The sequence below is a fragment of the Streptomyces sp. genome, from assembly GCF_019510245.1.
Lineage (GTDB): Bacteria > Actinomycetota > Actinomycetes > Streptomycetales > Streptomycetaceae > Streptomyces.
Map to the genome: position 1 here is coordinate 37,789 of NZ_JAEKKT010000158.1, position 14,453 is coordinate 52,241.

15 protein-coding genes are annotated in these 14,453 nt (G+C 69.9%); 7 read left to right on the top strand and 8 right to left on the bottom strand.

The window, feature by feature from the left end; genetic code table 11:
• Positions 1-140: 140 nt before the first annotated feature.
• From JF597_RS29675 to JF597_RS29695, 5 genes are all read right to left on the bottom strand, one after another.
• Positions 141-998: a prephenate dehydratase gene (locus JF597_RS29675; RefSeq protein WP_294002365.1), complete on the bottom strand. Its 858-nt coding sequence runs from the start codon at positions 996-998 to the stop codon at positions 141-143.
• Positions 995-1,498 (bottom strand): hypothetical protein, encoded by a 504-nt coding sequence (locus JF597_RS29680; protein WP_294002367.1) that lies wholly within the window; start codon positions 1,496-1,498, stop codon positions 995-997. Before JF597_RS29680 ends, JF597_RS29675 begins: the two co-directional genes overlap by 4 nt.
• Positions 1,499-2,040: 542 nt before the next feature.
• Positions 2,041-3,114 (bottom strand): CU044_5270 family protein, encoded by a 1,074-nt coding sequence (locus JF597_RS29685; protein ID WP_294002368.1) that lies wholly within the window; start codon positions 3,112-3,114, stop codon positions 2,041-2,043.
• Positions 3,111-3,731, bottom strand: a complete 621-nt coding sequence (locus JF597_RS29690) for an RNA polymerase sigma factor (protein WP_294002439.1) — start codon at positions 3,729-3,731, stop codon at positions 3,111-3,113. The genes JF597_RS29685 and JF597_RS29690 overlap by 4 nt, the downstream gene beginning before the upstream one ends.
• 247 nt (positions 3,732-3,978) lie before the next feature.
• Positions 3,979-4,947 (bottom strand): zinc-binding alcohol dehydrogenase, encoded by a 969-nt coding sequence (locus JF597_RS29695; RefSeq protein WP_294002369.1) that lies wholly within the window; start codon positions 4,945-4,947, stop codon positions 3,979-3,981.
• Between the two features lie 264 nt (positions 4,948-5,211).
• Here JF597_RS29695 and JF597_RS29700 point away from each other — a divergent pair, with 264 nt between their 5' ends.
• The 4 genes from JF597_RS29700 (at position 5,212) to JF597_RS29715 (ending at position 7,841) form a co-directional block, all read left to right on the top strand.
• Positions 5,212-6,033 (top strand): Bax inhibitor-1/YccA family protein, encoded by an 822-nt coding sequence (locus JF597_RS29700; protein ID WP_294002371.1) that lies wholly within the window; start codon positions 5,212-5,214, stop codon positions 6,031-6,033.
• A gap of 191 nt (positions 6,034-6,224) precedes the next feature.
• Positions 6,225-6,956, top strand: coding sequence for a class I adenylate-forming enzyme family protein (locus tag JF597_RS29705; protein WP_294002372.1), 732 nt, complete (start codon positions 6,225-6,227; stop codon positions 6,954-6,956).
• Positions 6,904-7,236: an AMP-binding protein gene (locus tag JF597_RS29710; protein ID WP_294002374.1), complete on the top strand. Its 333-nt coding sequence runs from the start codon at positions 6,904-6,906 to the stop codon at positions 7,234-7,236. The genes JF597_RS29705 and JF597_RS29710 overlap by 53 nt, the downstream gene beginning before the upstream one ends.
• Before the next feature lie 101 nt (positions 7,237-7,337).
• Entirely contained in the window at positions 7,338-7,841 is a 504-nt protein-coding gene (locus JF597_RS29715; RefSeq protein ID WP_294002375.1) for a hypothetical protein, read from the top strand.
• Between the two features lie 9 nt (positions 7,842-7,850).
• On the opposite strand, the gene JF597_RS29720 is transcribed toward JF597_RS29715, so the two are convergent.
• The 3 genes from JF597_RS29720 to JF597_RS29730 all read right to left on the bottom strand — a co-directional run bounded on the left by JF597_RS29720 (position 7,851) and on the right by JF597_RS29730 (position 11,460).
• The gene (locus JF597_RS29720; protein WP_294002376.1) at positions 7,851-8,543 is read right to left on the bottom strand and encodes a cytochrome b/b6 domain-containing protein; all 693 of its coding nucleotides are present in this window, start codon (positions 8,541-8,543) and stop codon (positions 7,851-7,853) included.
• The gene (locus tag JF597_RS29725; RefSeq protein ID WP_294002379.1) at positions 8,491-9,213 is read right to left on the bottom strand and encodes a molybdopterin-dependent oxidoreductase; all 723 of its coding nucleotides are present in this window, start codon (positions 9,211-9,213) and stop codon (positions 8,491-8,493) included. Before JF597_RS29725 ends, JF597_RS29720 begins: the two co-directional genes overlap by 53 nt.
• 303 nt (positions 9,214-9,516) lie before the next feature.
• Complete coding sequence (locus tag JF597_RS29730; protein WP_294002381.1) at positions 9,517-11,460, bottom strand: N-acetylmuramoyl-L-alanine amidase; 1,944 nt, start codon at positions 11,458-11,460, stop codon at positions 9,517-9,519.
• A 644-nt stretch (positions 11,461-12,104) separates the two neighbouring features.
• Here JF597_RS29730 and JF597_RS29735 point away from each other — a divergent pair.
• From JF597_RS29735 to JF597_RS29745, 3 genes are all read left to right on the top strand, one after another.
• A complete protein-coding gene (locus tag JF597_RS29735; RefSeq protein ID WP_294002441.1) occupies positions 12,105-13,034 on the top strand; it encodes a 2-hydroxyacid dehydrogenase in 930 nt (309 codons plus the stop codon).
• Positions 13,035-13,248: 214 nt separating this feature from the next.
• Positions 13,249-13,746 carry a hypothetical protein gene (locus JF597_RS29740; RefSeq protein ID WP_294002383.1) on the top strand — a complete coding sequence of 166 codons (498 nt, stop codon included), beginning with the start codon at positions 13,249-13,251 and terminating at the stop codon, positions 13,744-13,746.
• A gap of 246 nt (positions 13,747-13,992) precedes the next feature.
• Positions 13,993-14,448, top strand: coding sequence for a MarR family winged helix-turn-helix transcriptional regulator (locus JF597_RS29745; RefSeq protein WP_294002385.1), 456 nt, complete (start codon positions 13,993-13,995; stop codon positions 14,446-14,448).
• Positions 14,449-14,453: the final 5 nt, after the last annotated feature.

Consider the following 14,453-nt stretch of genomic DNA (forward strand, 5'->3'; position numbering starts at 1 on the left):
GGGACCCGGCACGGCTCCGCCACAGAGCCGCCCACCCCACCGCACTCATCGGCAGTGGAGCAGGGCCCCGTCACAGATAAGACGTGTTCTCCCCGGCCGGAGGTTCACGCTCCCGCCGGGCGCCGGTAGCGGACGATCCCTCACCGGGGACGCTGGGCCGGCCGCTCTCCCAGCCGGTACGGGTGCGCCGGGTAGACACCGAGAACACGCACCTCGGTGGAGAAGAAGCGCAGTTCCTGCAGGGCGAGTCCGACCCTGTCCTCGCCCGGGTGTCCCTCGATCTCGGCGTAGAAGCGGGTGGCGTTCAGCCCGGCTCCCAGGTGGTAGCTCTCGATCTTGGTGAGGTTGACCCCGTTGCCGGCGAACCCGCCGAGCGCCTTGTACAGCGCGCTGGGAATGTTGCGCACGCAGAAGAACAGGCTCGTCATCATCGGCACGCCCGTCGTCGGCGGCGCTGCGGCCTCCCGCGAGAGGACGACGAACCGCGTGGTGTTCTCGGGGTCGTCCTCGACTCCGGGCCTCAGCACCTCCAGACCGGACAGCTCCGCCGCCGCGGGCGGGGCGAGGGCCGCGTGCCGGGGATCCCCCAGCTCCGCCACCTCACGTGCCGCCCCCGCCGTGTCGTCGCTGACCAGCGTGCGCCAGCCGCCCTCGCGCAGCACCTTGCGACACTGCCCCAGCGCGTGCACATGGCTGCGGACGAACTCCACCTCACCGAGCGAGGTGCCGGGCAACGCCATCAGGTCGAAGCGGATCGGCAGGAAGTACTCGTCGACGATGAACAGTCCCGACGTCGGCAGCAGATGGTGTACGTCCGCGACGCGTCCGGCCGCGGAGTTGTCCACCGGGATCACCGCGACGTCGGCGAAACCGAGCGTGACGGCGTCGAGAGCCTGCTCGAAACTCGTGAAGGGCAGTTCACCGCAGGCCGGATACAACTTCCCGGCGACCGCGGCAGAGTTGGACCCGGGTTCACCCTGATAGGCGACAGTCGTCACTGTGTCGGACCTTCCACCAAATCGCCGACGGGAGGCATGCGTTCGGTCGCGAAGCGCATGCACTGAAGGACCGGAGCAGCGTCCTCGACGAGCCGCACCACACGGTCTGCCTGTCTCACGCCGTCCCATCCCGTCAGCGGCAGGGTCTGTTCGTACGCGGCCACGACCACGTGCCGCACCCTGGTACCGACCTGGGCCAGCAGGGTCGCCGCGGGCTCCGCCACGGCAGAAGCGCGTGCGTGTCCCGCAGCCGGGATGCCCCGCACCGCGGCCGCCAGGACGGTCCGTTCGTCGTACAGTTCGGCGGCCACGTCGGCAGTCGCCATGGCCTCCGGGCACGCGTCGGCCGTGGCGGCCGGCACGAGCGCGGCCACCACGTCGGTGAGGCGGCGGGCCGCACCGAGCGCCATGGCCGTGACGGCGACACGGACGAAGCCCGCGTCGCCCGCCCGCAACGCCGTCCCGGCCGTGTGTGTGGCGAGCCCCGTCCGCACGTACATGTCGGTGAGTTCGAATGCCTCGGACTCGTAACGAAGAGGTTCCGGTCGCCCTCCGCCGAACACTCCCGCCACTGGCGCCGGTCCGCACCGAGCGGCAGGGCCAGCCATTCGGAGCTCCCGCCCGTCGGCCGCCGCCATCGTCCGGACAGCAGGAAGCCTCCCGCCACGGACCGGACGGCGGGACGGGGGTCACCGTCGGCGAGGACAGGAGCGGTGTCGAGAAGTGCGGCCCAGTTCCAGGTGCCGGTGAAGGCGTTCCAGGCGGCCGCGGGGTCGCGGTGACCGGCGTGCTCGAAGCGTTCGAGCACCTGGGACAGGTCCGCGTCCGGGCCGGGCAGGCCGCCGGGCGTGGCCGTCGTCGTATCCCTGGTCGGCTCACTCACCGTTTCACAACCCGTCACCGTACGTCGTCCCACTCCTCGTCCTGCTCACTCCCGATCACGTCGTGGGCGCGGAGAAACGTTCACGTGAGTCCTGCCACAGAGAGCCGGAGCTGCCTGGACGACCGGTTCCCAAGGGGGCGGCGAACGCGGGACCCGCGGTTAGCCGGCGGTCTTCGCGGGTACCTCGCCGTGCCGGTCGACCACACCGCGTGCCATGACGGCGTCGATGCCGAACAGCACGTCGCCCGTCGTACCCCTGGCATCGGCCTTGGCCCCGCCGTTGGTGAAGTAGTCCTGCGAGCCGGTGTAGGCCAGGGTGTCCTTGTTGAAGATCAGCACGGACCGGGTCGCGGAACCGGCGGCCCTGAGGGTGATGCCGATGCCGTGGCGTCCGGCCGCGTCGGCGGCGTCGGGGATCCAGGTGACGCCGGGAATCCTCGCGACGGACCTGTACAGGGCGGAGGCGTTCGCGGGCGGCATGATCGCGCTGCCCAGAAGGTCGCTGATCGTCCTGAAGACGGCCTCGTCCTTCGAGTCGCCCTTGTCCACCGTGGTCTGGGCGTAGAGCACCTTGAGCAGAGCGTCCGGGTCGGTGGGCAGCGAGGCCAGCCACGCGTAGGTGGGGTACCACAGACCGGGTCCCACGGGAGACGTGGTCGTCATGGGCCCCAACTCACCAGGCATCTGGGCGTCCTTGCCGCTCGACCGGAGCCAGCCGACGGTGGTCACGCGACCGGGCTTCTGAGCCAGCCAGACCTCGTCCTTGTGCGCCGCGCCGAGCACCACCGGACCGCCGAGGGTCCCCTTGTTCTCACGCACCAGGCGCTGGACGTAGACGAACTGGTTCTCCTTCACCGGCGACGTGTCCGTCTTCATGGCCGCGTCGGCGATCCGGCCGAGGGTGACGGTGGCGCTGCCGGACCGGGCCGGTACGGAACCGGTGGACCCGGCCGCCGGGGCGGAGCCGTGGCCGCCGCCGGAGAACGTGACGACCAGAGCACCGGCCAGGGCCAGTGACACGGCGGGCAACACCAGGGCCGGGCGCGGCAGCCGGCGGCGGGAAGGAGTGGGCGACGTCTCGCCGGAGGGGCTCAGGTCGTGGTCGATCTGCTGCATCAGAATGTCCTTGTAGTGAAGACGGCGGCTCGGCGAGAGGTCCCAGTCGGCCGAAGCTGCCAGCAGTTCTTCTGCCTCACTACGGGCAGAAGCGGCGTGCCGGCGGTCGGCGTTCATCGGGTTTCCTCCTGCAGGAAAAGGGCCGCGAACGCGGCCTCACTCTCTTTCTCTCCGTGACGGCCACGCCGTTCCACATCATTTCGCGGCACTGGACCGGAGCTGGCCCGGGCCAGTCGCGCCCGGGCCCGTGAGAGCCGCGACCTCACGGTGCCGACCGGGATGCCCAGCGCCTCGGCGGCCTGCTGGTAGTCCAGCCCGGCGCCCACGCACAGAGCGATCACCTCACGGTCCGCGCGACCCAGTCGGCGCAGGGCGTCGTGGACCAGCGCGAGGCGGCGGGCGTCGTCGACCCGGCCGGCCGTCTCGTCCGAGAAGTCCTCCACCGGCCGGGGCTCCGGGCTGCGCGCCAGAAAGGCGAGACGCCGGCGCAGACCGCGGTTGGCGTTGTGCGCCTTGTGCGTCGCGATGCCGAGCAACCACGGGGTGAGCGAACCGCCCTCCGTATCCACCGTCTCCCGGGTACGCCAGGCGCCGAGGAAGGTCTCGGACATCACTTCCTCGGCCTCCGGCCAGCTGCCGGTCAGCCGCAGCGCATGCCGGTAGACCGCGCGGGCGTTCTGGTCGTACAGGTCGGCGAACGCGTCACGGTCCCCCGCCCGCACGCGCGCCCGCAACGACTCACTGGGTTCTGTATGCCTCACGCTCTTTTTCTCTCCGCCGCCCCGGGCCGGTTCCCGTGTCCTGCGCCACACCGCCAGGACGGGCACGAGCGGTCGGCGGCGGCCGAACCGACGGGCGGAACGCGGCCGCCCGGATCGGGGCGGGCGGAGAGCGGCGGCCGCCCCGCGGTGGCGCGCCGCCGCGCTCGGGACGCCTGCGGCGTCTCGGTGGCCGGGCGCTGCCCGGCGCAGGCGGCCGGTCTCAGTAGCGGATGCGGTGGCACAGGGCCGGTACCTCGCCCGAGGCGAGACGCGGCATGAGGGCGGGGAGTTCTTCGAAGCCGCTCTCGCCGGTGATCAGGGCGTCCAGGGCGGAATCGGTGAGCAGGTCGAGGGCCAGGACGAGCCGGTCGGCGTAGCTGCGGTCGGCGCGGGCCGGGGAGACGGTGCCGACCTGGCTGCCGCGGACGGTCAGGCGGCGGGAGTGGAAGGCCTCGCCGAGCGGGAGGGTGACCTTCCGGTCGCCGTACCAGCTCAGTTCCACGACCGTGCCCTCGGGCCGCAGCAGTTCCAGGGAGCGGGCGAGTCCGGCCTCGGTGGCGCTGGCGTGGACCACGAGGTCGCAGTCGCCGAGGGCGTCGGCGGGTGCGGCGAAGCCCGCGCCGAGCGCTTCGGCGGTCTTCGCGCGCGCCGGGTCGGCGTCGACCAGTTGCAGGCGTACGCCCGGGATGCGGGCGAGCAGCGCGGCGACCGAGCATCCGATCATGCCGCCGCCGACCACCGCGATCCGGTCGCCGATGAGCGGCGCGGCGTCCCACAGCGCGTTCACCGCGGTCTCCACCGTCCCCGCGAGCACGGCCCGTTCGGCCGGCACCCGGGAGGGCACCGGGGTCACCGCGCTCGCCGGTACCACGTAGCGGCTCTGGTGCGGGTACAGGCAGAACACCGTGCGGCCGGTCAGTTCCGCGGGACCCTCCTCCACGACGCCCACGCTGAGGTAGCCGTACTTCACCGGACCGGGGAAGTCCCCCTCCTGGAAGGGAGCGCGCATCACCTCGTACTGGCTGTGCGGCACACCGCCGCGGAACACCAGCGTCTCGGTCCCCCGGCTCACGCCGGACCACAGTGCGCGCACCACCACGTCACCCTCGCCGGGCTCCGGCAGGGTCACCTCACGTATTTCACCGTGGCCCGGCGAGCGGAGCCAGTACGCGTGGGCGGAGCGGTTCATTCTCGTCCTCCTGAGGGATCGGCACGTGTGCACCCGCAGCCGTACGAGGGCGGTCGCCACGTGTTCCGGCGGCGGGAACTCCCGTGTGCTCGGGGAGCAGAAGCTACCGCAGGCGCGCGTCGGTTCCCTGCCGCCGCGAGATTGTCGTCACCTTTCCGAGGGGTGACATCTGCTTGCTCCCTCTGTCGTCACCGGTCAGAATGGTGACGCACTCCCCCGGCGGGTCCCTCCGCGACCCGCGGTGGACCGAGAGGAACGAGCCACGTGAAGAGCAGCAATCCGATCTTCTCCCGCCGGGGTTTCGACCGTCCGGCCGACGCCGCTCCCGCGGGCGATCTCCTCGTCAACCCGTACGCCCGAGTTGGTGGTCCGAGCCTGCGCAAGGAATCCCCGGCCGGCCGGCCCACGATGACGATGGACGACGTGATCGTCCGCACCGCGGCGACGCTCGGGACCGTGGTCCTGACAGCGGCACTGTCCTGGGCGGTGCTGCCCGTCGACCCGGACGCCCTCGGCCGGTCCTACGGGATCGCCGTCGCCGCCGCCGTCACCGCCTTCGTCCTCTCCCTCGTCCAGGCCTTCCGGCGCACGCCGTCCCCGGCCCTGATCCTCGGCTACGCGGCGTTCGAAGGGGTCTTCCTCGGCGTCATCTCGGACGCGACGTCGACATATGTCGCCCCCGGTGTCATCGTCCAGGCGGTCCTCGGCACCTTCGCCGTGTCCGCGGGTGTGCTGATCGCGTACCGGATGCGCTGGATACGTGTCACCCGGAGGTTCTTCGGCTTCGTGCTCGCCTCCGCCACCGGCTTCCTCCTGCTGACGGCCGCGGACCTCCTGCTGTCCGCCCTCGGCGCCGGCAACGGACTCGGACTCGGCAGCGGCGGGCTCGGGGCCGTCTTCGGCATCGCCGGCGTCCTGCTCGGTGCGTGCTTCCTCGCCCTGGACTTCCGGCACGTCGAGGACGCGGTCGCCTACGGCGCGCCCCGCGAGGAGTCCTGGCTGGCGGCCTTCGGCCTCACCGCGACCCTGGTGTGGATCTATCTGGAGGCCCTGCGGGTACTCACCGTCCTGCGGGACGACACCTGATGCGCCCGGGTGTGCCGCACCGGCAGACTCACACGTAAGATCACGTCGGCGGAGACAGGGTGTGCCCGCCCGGAGTCACCGGGTCTGCGAGCCCCCTGTGCGCGGAGGTCCCGGGCGACGACGCCCGGGACCGAGGTCTTCGACCGGCCGAAACCCCGCACACCGCTGCTGTCGATGCTTACGGAGTTGTGATGCGCGCTGAGACCCTCCCCCGGATGTTCATCGAGGTCGCGGCCGAACACGGCGCGAGTGAGGCCCTGGTGGACGGAGCGGTCCGGCTCGGGCACGCCGAGGTGCTGCGGCGGGCGACCGCCGCCGCGGGCCGGCTGCGGGACCTCAGTGTCGCACCCGGTGACCGGGTCGCCGTCCTGCTGCCCAACTGCTGGCAGTACGCGGTCGGGTACGTCGGCATCCAGCTGTCCGGCGCGGTCGCCGTGCTGGTCAACACCCGGCTGACCAGTCCGGAACTCGACCACGTCCTCACCGACAGCGGCGCCAAGGTGATCCTCACCGACGCCCTCGACGGCCCGCTCGGCGCCCGCGTCCCTGCCGCCGTCGCCGAACGCGTCGTCCCAGCCGGCGTGCTCGTCCCCCGGACGGACACCGGGGCGGCCGAGACCGATCCGGGCGCGCTGCCCGGCCTGCGGAACCGGCCGGCGGACGTGGCACATCTGCTCTACACCTCGCGCACCACGGGCAGGCCCAAGGGCTCCATGCACACCCGCGCGAACCTGCTGGCCAACGCGCGGACCGTGCGCGAGCGACTGGGTGCGGGACCGGCCGAGCGGACGCTCATCGCGGCTCCGATGTTCCCCGCGACCGGTGTGGTCTCGCACCTTCATCGGGTTCTTCACCGGCGGCGGATGCTGTGTGTTCACCCCGGAGTTCAAGGCGGAGACCGCAGTCGAACTGATGGTGCGTGAGCGCATCACCTTCTTCGCGGGCGTCGCGGCCATGCTCAGGCCGATCCTGCTCAAGGCCGAGGACACCGCCTCCGACCTGTCGTCCCTGCGCCTGTTCGTCATGGGTGGCTCGCCGGTCCCCGAGGGCTTCACCGCGGAGGTCAGGAGGCGCCTGCCCGGCATCAACCCCGGCAACGTGTGGGGGATGACCGAGGGCACCTCGATCGTCAGCTGCACCGAGGGCGACGAGTACCTCGAAGGTCCGGCACGGTCGGCCGACCCGTCGCCGGACTGGAGGTGACCGTCTCAGCGGGCTCGGTGTCGCGTATCCCGCGCTGTCCCGTGCCCACGTCGAAGTACGCCGCGGCGGCGTCGAGGCCCTCGGGCCGGGAGTCGTGATCGGTGCGGACGGGAGCCGAACCCGCCGCCGACGTCCTCGTCTTCGGCACCGGGTTCGGCACCCAGAACACCGTGCGCTTCGACGTCACCGGACGCCGTGGCCTGACATTCGCCGAGGCCTGGCGGGAGGGCACCCAGTACTACCTCGGAACCGTCGTCTCCGGCTTTCCCCACATGTTCCTCATGGTCGGCCCGAACACCGGACTCGGCCACAACTCGCAGATCGTCATGATCGAGGCCCAGGCGCGCTACATCGCGGCGCTCCTGCGCGGTATGCGCCGGCGTGGTGCGGACACGGCCGAGGTACGGCCGGAGGTCCAGCGGGCCTTCGACGAGTGGATCGGCGGCCGGATGGCCGGCACCGTCTGGCAGTCGGGAGGCTGTCGCAGCTGGTACCAGGATCCGCGGTCGGGCCGCAACACGGTCCTGTGGCCCGACACCACGACCGCCTTCCGGCAGCGGACCCGCCGCGTCAGGATGACCGACTACCGGCTCACCCGCGGCTGAGAGTCCGGGTCAGGTTCCGTCCGCCTCGTCGCCGGCGCCTTCGGGAGCGTCCTCCCGGAGCCACCGGGAGTGGTGCCGCGCCGCCCAGGACCTGCTGACGTATCCCGTCCGCATCCCGAGCCTGGCCTCGGGATCCCGGTAGGCCTTGCGCAGGTGTCCGATCAGGACGACGGCGATCACCCAGGCGAGGATGTCGTGCACGAAGATGGCGCTGGTGCGGGAGACGGACGGCAGGAGGCCGATGAACCACATGAGCAGACCGGTGAACATCATCACCAGGACGGCACCCGCGATCCACCCGGCGTAGATCTTCTGCCCCGCGTTGAACTTGCCGGCCGGACGCGCCTGCGGCGACTTCCGCCGTTGGCGGACGGCCCTCAGCCACTGCCGGTCGTAGACCGCGAAGCGGTTCAGCCTGCGCAGGTCCGCGCGGAACTCCCGGGAAAGGAGCCCCAGCAGCAGGGGAACAGGCAGACAGACGCCCGACCACTCGTGGACGGCGGCCACCAGGTCGCGGCGGCCGACGAACTGGGCCAGCGGGGCGAAGTACAGGCAGGCGGCGGTGGCCAGCACCAGCAGCATGAGCCAGCCGGTCGCCCGGTGGACCATGCGCTGGGCAGGCCCGAACCGGCGGACCCGTCCGGACGGTTCAGGCCGCCTTGCCGTGCCGGTCGGCGTCGTCGAGCCAGCCGTCGACCGCATATCCGCGCTCCTCCCAGAATCCGGGGATCACCTTGTCGGTGACCGTGATGCCGGACAGCCATTTGGCCGACTTGTAGAAGTACATGGGAGCGACGAAGAGACGCACCGGCCCTCCGTGCTCGTGCGTGATGGGTTTGTCCTGCATGTTCAGTGCCACCAGGACGTCCGAGCGGCGGGCCTGCTCCAGGGTGAGGCTCTCGGTGTAGGCGCCGTCGAAGCAGGAGAAGCTGATGGCCGCGCCCGCGGAGCGCACACCCGCGTCGTCGAGGAGGTCTGCCAGCCACACGCCTTCGAAGGGCGTGTCGTCCACTCGCCACCCGTCGGTGCACAGGACGTCGGCGACGACGCGCGTCTGACGCATCCGCCGTAGTTCGGGCAGCGTGTAGGTCTTCGGCCGGTCGACCAGGCCGTCGATGCGCAGTTCGTAGTCGGTCTCGTCCTTGTGGGGCACCGAGCCGACCACGCTGTAGTACCGGAAGCCGCCCGGGTTGGGGAGCAGGCCGCTCAGCCCGGTCGCGTCGACCTGGGAAGCCGCGCCCAGGAACCCTTCCCACCCGCGCTGGAGATACGGGGCGGCGGCGAGGCCCGCGGCACCCGCGGCGAGCATGCCGAGCATCGCGCGCCGTCCCACCGGTGCGCCGTCGGCGTTCCGCCTCGGCTGTTCTGCCATGTTCAGTCCTCTTTCGGGGACCGACCGCGAGGAGCGATCGATCGTCACCCTTTTAATAGGTGATGATGGTGACACGCCCAGTCGAAAAGTGTCAACGAAAGATGGGAAACAAGCAGACCAGAGCCATCATGGGGCGAGTCGTGACTACTCGAAGGCTTCATAGTCCAATTCATCACCGTGCAGACCGGTGACTAATGTCACGACCGCTCGGTGCGCGAAAGGGAGCGGGCAGCGCCGAAAACGCCTGCGGTCCACCACCCCTCCAGGGGGCGGTGGACCGCAGGCGGATTCCTTTGCGTGACGTCAGTGATGTCCCCGGCCCAGACTCTTCGCGGAGACGTCGGCCGAATACACCAGAGCCGTACGGTGGTTGTACTGGATCGTGTACATGGTCTTGGCGCCGATGAGAACCTTGCCGCTGCCCGCGAAGTAGTCGTCCGTGGCCGCGGGCGCCGCCGTGGCCACGTATGCCTGGTCGGCGGGGATGGTGTACATGTTCAGCGGCGCCTGGGTGGAGGGCGACAGTCCGGCCGCGGCGTACTCGGCGGCGTCGGGGTAGCTGGAGCCGTACACGGCGACCGGCTTGCCGTCGGCGGCCGCGCCGGCCGAGACGACGGTCACCTCCGTGGCGCGCGTGGTGTTGACGCCGTGCGGGTTGTAGAACCACACCTTCGCACCGCTGAACCAGATCGCCGTCCAGGATCCCTGGCGGCCGGCGACCACGAACTGCTGGCCGGCCTGCGCGGTGCTCCCCCAGTCGGAGATGCGGTCGGTGCCCGCCGCCCCACTGTGGATCGCCTGGTCACCGAAGAGCGGGGCGGTATCGCTCGGGGACGTGCGCAGGTAGACGAAGTTCGACGGCTGCTTCACGTCCGTGCACGCGGTGACGGCACCGGTCGGGTCGTCGGAGGGGCAGATCTGCGACGTCTGCCTGTTGTGCGCGAAGCCGGGCGCGATGGTCACGACCGAGCCGACGCCGCCGACTTCGTGCCGCCCCTCGCCGTGGGTGCCCAGGAGCGCCATGAAATGGTCCCAGTCCCAGGACGTGCCCGGGTCCCAGTGCATGCCGGAGACCAGCGCCGAGGTGGGCCCGGGAACGTTGTCGTGGCCGATGATGTGCTGCCGGTCGAGCGGAATCTGGAAACGCTGGGCGAGGTACTTCACCAGGTCGGCGGTCGCCTCGTACTGCGCCTCCGTGTACCAGGTGGCGCCGTGCGCCGCGTAACCCTCGTGCTCGATGCCTATCGAGTGCAGGTTGCTGGAGTAGTTGCCCGCGTGGAAGGCGATGTCCTTCGTCGGCACCATCTGCGTCACCGCGCCGTCCGAGGACCGCATCACGTAGTGCGACGCGCTGGTCCTCGGCTGCTGGAAGGTGCTGATGGCGGACGCGTAGGACGACTCCGTGTCATGGATGACGATGGTGTCGATCCTGATGTTGTTCGCGGGCCGGTCGGAGATCTGGCCGTTGGTCGGGTCGGCCGGCACGAACGTGCAGTCCACCGTGTCCGGGCATTCGGTCGCCGCCGTCTTCGCGGCCGGCAGGTCCAGCTCGCCCAGCTGGCCCGTGGCCGGTGCTATCCCGGGGGTGGCCGCCAGACTCACCTTCTGGCCGTCGGACGTGGTGCGGCTGGCCCCGTGCTTGACGGTGGCGAAGACCCGGTTGGCGAACGCCCTGGCGCCCTGCTCCCGGCTCGCCTGGCTGTAGCGGGCGACGGCCCCGTACCAGTCGGGCGGTTCGGCGGAGGTCTTGCCGTGCAGGTTCTTCTGGTACGAGGCGAGCAGCGCCGCGCCGCCGCGGATGTTGGCCGCCTCGTCGGTGCGCAGCTTCTCGGGGGTGAGACCGGTGAGCTTCGCCGCCGCGCCGAGGGTGTGCAGAGCCGGGGGCGCGGCCAGCTTGGCGACATCGGCGCGGCCCGCGACACCGGCCGCGCCGTCGGCGACCATCGCCGGAGTGACGTCGGTCAGGTGCATCGGTCCGTATCCGCCCTCGGCGCTCGGCCGACCGGCGTGGTCGTCCCACGCGGACTCCTGGTAGGCGAGGGCGAGCAGCACCTCCCGGGGGACGTGGTATTCGGCCGCCGCGTCGGCGAAGGCATGCTGCCGCGCGGCATCGGCCTGACCGCCGCCGGTGGCCTGCGCCACCAGAGGCACGGTGACCGAGCCCGCGACGGCGAGAACGCCCACCGCGGTGAACAGGGCCCGACGGCGCCGTGGCACCAGACGATGGGCGTGTTGCCTTTTTGCCATGTAGAACACCAAATCCGCTACGAGGGTCCGCTTATGACGATCCGAGTCGGTGGCAGCCGGCGAGAACGGACGGTTCCGCACGCGCTGACCGGCCATCAGGGCGTCAGGAGTGATGAGGAGTCGGGCGCCTGCCGCCGGCCGAGGTCATCGCGCGCATGACATACGGACGTCCAAAGCCCGGCCCGGAGCGAGACATCGAGACATGACGGCTCATGGACGCTGAACTTCAGGACGAAATGCCACGCGTACTTGTCGGCGCAATTAAGTAGATCAGAGAACCGATGCAGTACGCAAACAACTGCCTCAGGACAGCACCCGAAGACGGGTGAATGCCGCAGACACGTGTACAGCCGGAGACCTGCAACGTGTGAGTCAACCGAGGCCAGGGCGCGCTCAGTCAAGATGACCGCACATATTAGACTCCTGAAGTCGCACAGGGGTCCTGAGGTTCTCTTCCTCACCCCCGCGCCGCGGACGTCAACCGGGCCCTGCCGGGACCGTGATCGCGGCTCCCGCCGTCCAGGCCGACGCGATGCCCGCGCACCAGGCTGTTGGTGCGGCACGTCCCCCAAGGAGTGAAGACAACCGTGAGCCCAGTCACGCCCATCGCCCCCTCCGGCGCGACCGTCCACGGGGGTGAACGGATGCTCGCGTGGCTTCCCGTGCCTCCCGAGGATCTCGACGGCCTCCCGGACTGTCTGGACTACGCGCACTGGGACGGCCAGGGCGGATTTCCCACGGACCCGGCCCGCGTCACCTTCTACGCGCCCCCGATGACCAAGGACCCGGACGTGATCCTCCGGCCGCTGCCGCACATGTCACGGCTCCGGGTACTTCAGGCGCTGAGCGCGGGGGTCGACTACCTGTTGCCGCACCTTCGCCCGGACGTCTTGCTCTGCAACGCTCGCGGCCTCCACAACGGCGGCACCGCGGAGTTGGCCCTGACCCTGACCCTGGCGGCGCTGCGCGGGGTGCCGGACCTCGTCCGCAACCAGGCCGCCGGGCGCTGGCAGGAGGGCATACGCCCGTCGCTGTCCGGCGCGACGGTACTCATCGTCGGGTACGGCTCGATCGGCGCCGCCATCGAGGAGCGCGTACTCCCCTTCGACTGCGAGGTGGAGCGCGTGGCCGGCTCGTCACGCTGGTACCCGCGCGGGCCGGTCCACGCTCCGTCGGCCCTGAACAAGCTCCTGCCGCGGGCGGACGTGGTGATTCTCTCGGTGCCGCTCACCGAGAGCACACGGCATCTGGTGGACGCGGGCTTCCTGAAGACCATGAAGGACGGTGCCCTGCTGGTCAATGTGGCACGTGGTGCGGTGGTGGATACCGAAGCGCTGCTCGCGGAAGTACAGTGCGGCCGGCTCCAGGCGGCCCTGGACGTGACCGACCCCGAGCCCCTGCCCAGGGAACATCCACTGTGGACGGCACCGGGCGTGCTCATCAGCCCTCATGCCGGCGCGTTCACCACCGCGTTCGTACCGCAGGTCAAACGCATGCTCACCATGCAACTGAACCGCCTCGCCCGCGGACAGGTACTCCACAACGCCGTACTGGCCGTCCCTGCCGCAGGCTGAGGCGACTTCGCGCCCCGCCCGGATATCGGCGATCGACACCGCCCCGGGCACCGCGCGCCTGTCATGTTTCACGCGGGCCATACCCGCCGCACAGACAACGGGACCCAATTCCGACGTCGTATTTTCATGTGGCAATGCCGCACACATCTGCACAATCGTGAATACCTCGGTACCATGCACAGCGCAGCACCATTGGTTAAAGGAGTGAACGGTTGTGACCAGCCAACCAGCCGCCACGCTCCGATCACGGTATGTGGAACAGGCCGTGTCGGATCTTGAGCGAAATCGTCAAATCCAGCTTCAACTTGCCGAACAGATCACGATGTTGAAGGAAGAGGAAGCTCTTCTTCAGGACATCCTGCAGCTCGCGGAGCGTTACGACGGTTTGTCGGACCCGCCACGGCTGTCCGAGCAGCCCAAGGAAACGCCCGTGCCGCGAAGCGCACGACGGGCTTCCGGCACGAAGGGGAAGTCGCGTCAACCGCTGCTCGGAGACATGTTGCTGGCCCTGCTCGCCGGACACGACGAGCCGCGGATGGCCAAGGAAGTACGCAAGGAACTCCTGCAGAAGCACCCGGACCGGAATCCGACACCCCAGGTCGTAAGGAACACCCTCGAATCATTGGTCGCCAAGGGGCACGTCAAGCGGTACCGGGAGCACCACTCGGTGAAGTACGCCCTGGCGAAGGCCCGGGAGGATCAGCCTCAGTGACCCGACCGGCCGGTGTGCTCCGTCCGGTGCGGACGCCCGGAGGGAGCACACGGGTACGGACCTCGACGGCTTCCCGACACAGATACTCATATCAGGTCCGTATCCGTACGCGTGACGTGATACGTATTCGATCCGAGAAACACATGTGTATTCGGATCCAGGATTTCTCTCCGCGAATGGTGGCTGCCCGACGGAGTCCGCACGGCCGCCGACTTCGGCAGCGGAGTGCCATTTACACTGTGCCGCATGGCAGACGTGAAGAATATCAAGCCCCTCGATCACGACGAGGAGGCCTTCCTGCGGGCGCTGGGCAGGGTAATGATGCTTTTGCCGCGAGTCGTCGACGCGGACATGCTGGATGAACACTCGATCTCCACGGTTGAGTACATGGTGCTGGTGCACCTCTCCGAGGTGCGGCACCACCAGATGCGCATGAGTGACTTGGCAAATATGTGCGGGCTGTCGCTGAGCGGCATGACCCGGGTGGTCAACCGTCTCGAGTCGCAGTCGCTGGTCCTGCGGAAGAAGGCCCCCGATGACGGGCGGGCGTGGCTCGCCGTACTCACCAGTGCCGGATGGACCCAGCTGAAACAGGCCTGGCCCATCAACCTTGCAAGTGTCCGCCGCCATGTCTTCTCGCACCTGGACGGCTGCGATATTGCCGCAGCCGCGAAAGTGCTGGAGCGCATAGCGCCCTGCTGACACCG

What these genes read in the sequence shown, in the direction of transcription:
- JF597_RS29680 (WP_294002367.1), bottom strand. Translation starts at nt 1,498, where the DNA reads ATGTACGTGCGGACGGGGCTCGCCACACACACGGCCGGGACGGCGTTG.
- JF597_RS29720 (WP_294002376.1), bottom strand. Translation starts at nt 8,543, where the DNA reads ATGCGGTCGACGGCTGGCTCGACGACGCCGACCGGCACGGCAAGGCGG.
- JF597_RS29735 (WP_294002441.1), top strand. Translation starts at nt 12,105, where the DNA reads ATGCTCGCGTGGCTTCCCGTGCCTCCCGAGGATCTCGACGGCCTCCCG.
- JF597_RS29725 (WP_294002379.1), bottom strand. Translation starts at nt 9,213, where the DNA reads ATGGCAGAACAGCCGAGGCGGAACGCCGACGGCGCACCGGTGGGACGG.
- JF597_RS29730 (WP_294002381.1), bottom strand. Translation starts at nt 11,460, where the DNA reads ATGGCAAAAAGGCAACACGCCCATCGTCTGGTGCCACGGCGCCGTCGG.
- JF597_RS29705 (WP_294002372.1), top strand. Translation starts at nt 6,225, where the DNA reads ATGCGCGCTGAGACCCTCCCCCGGATGTTCATCGAGGTCGCGGCCGAA.
- JF597_RS29695 (WP_294002369.1), bottom strand. Translation starts at nt 4,947, where the DNA reads ATGAACCGCTCCGCCCACGCGTACTGGCTCCGCTCGCCGGGCCACGGT.
- JF597_RS29685 (WP_294002368.1), bottom strand. Translation starts at nt 3,114, where the DNA reads ATGAACGCCGACCGCCGGCACGCCGCTTCTGCCCGTAGTGAGGCAGAA.
- JF597_RS29745 (WP_294002385.1), top strand. Translation starts at nt 13,993, where the DNA reads ATGGCAGACGTGAAGAATATCAAGCCCCTCGATCACGACGAGGAGGCC.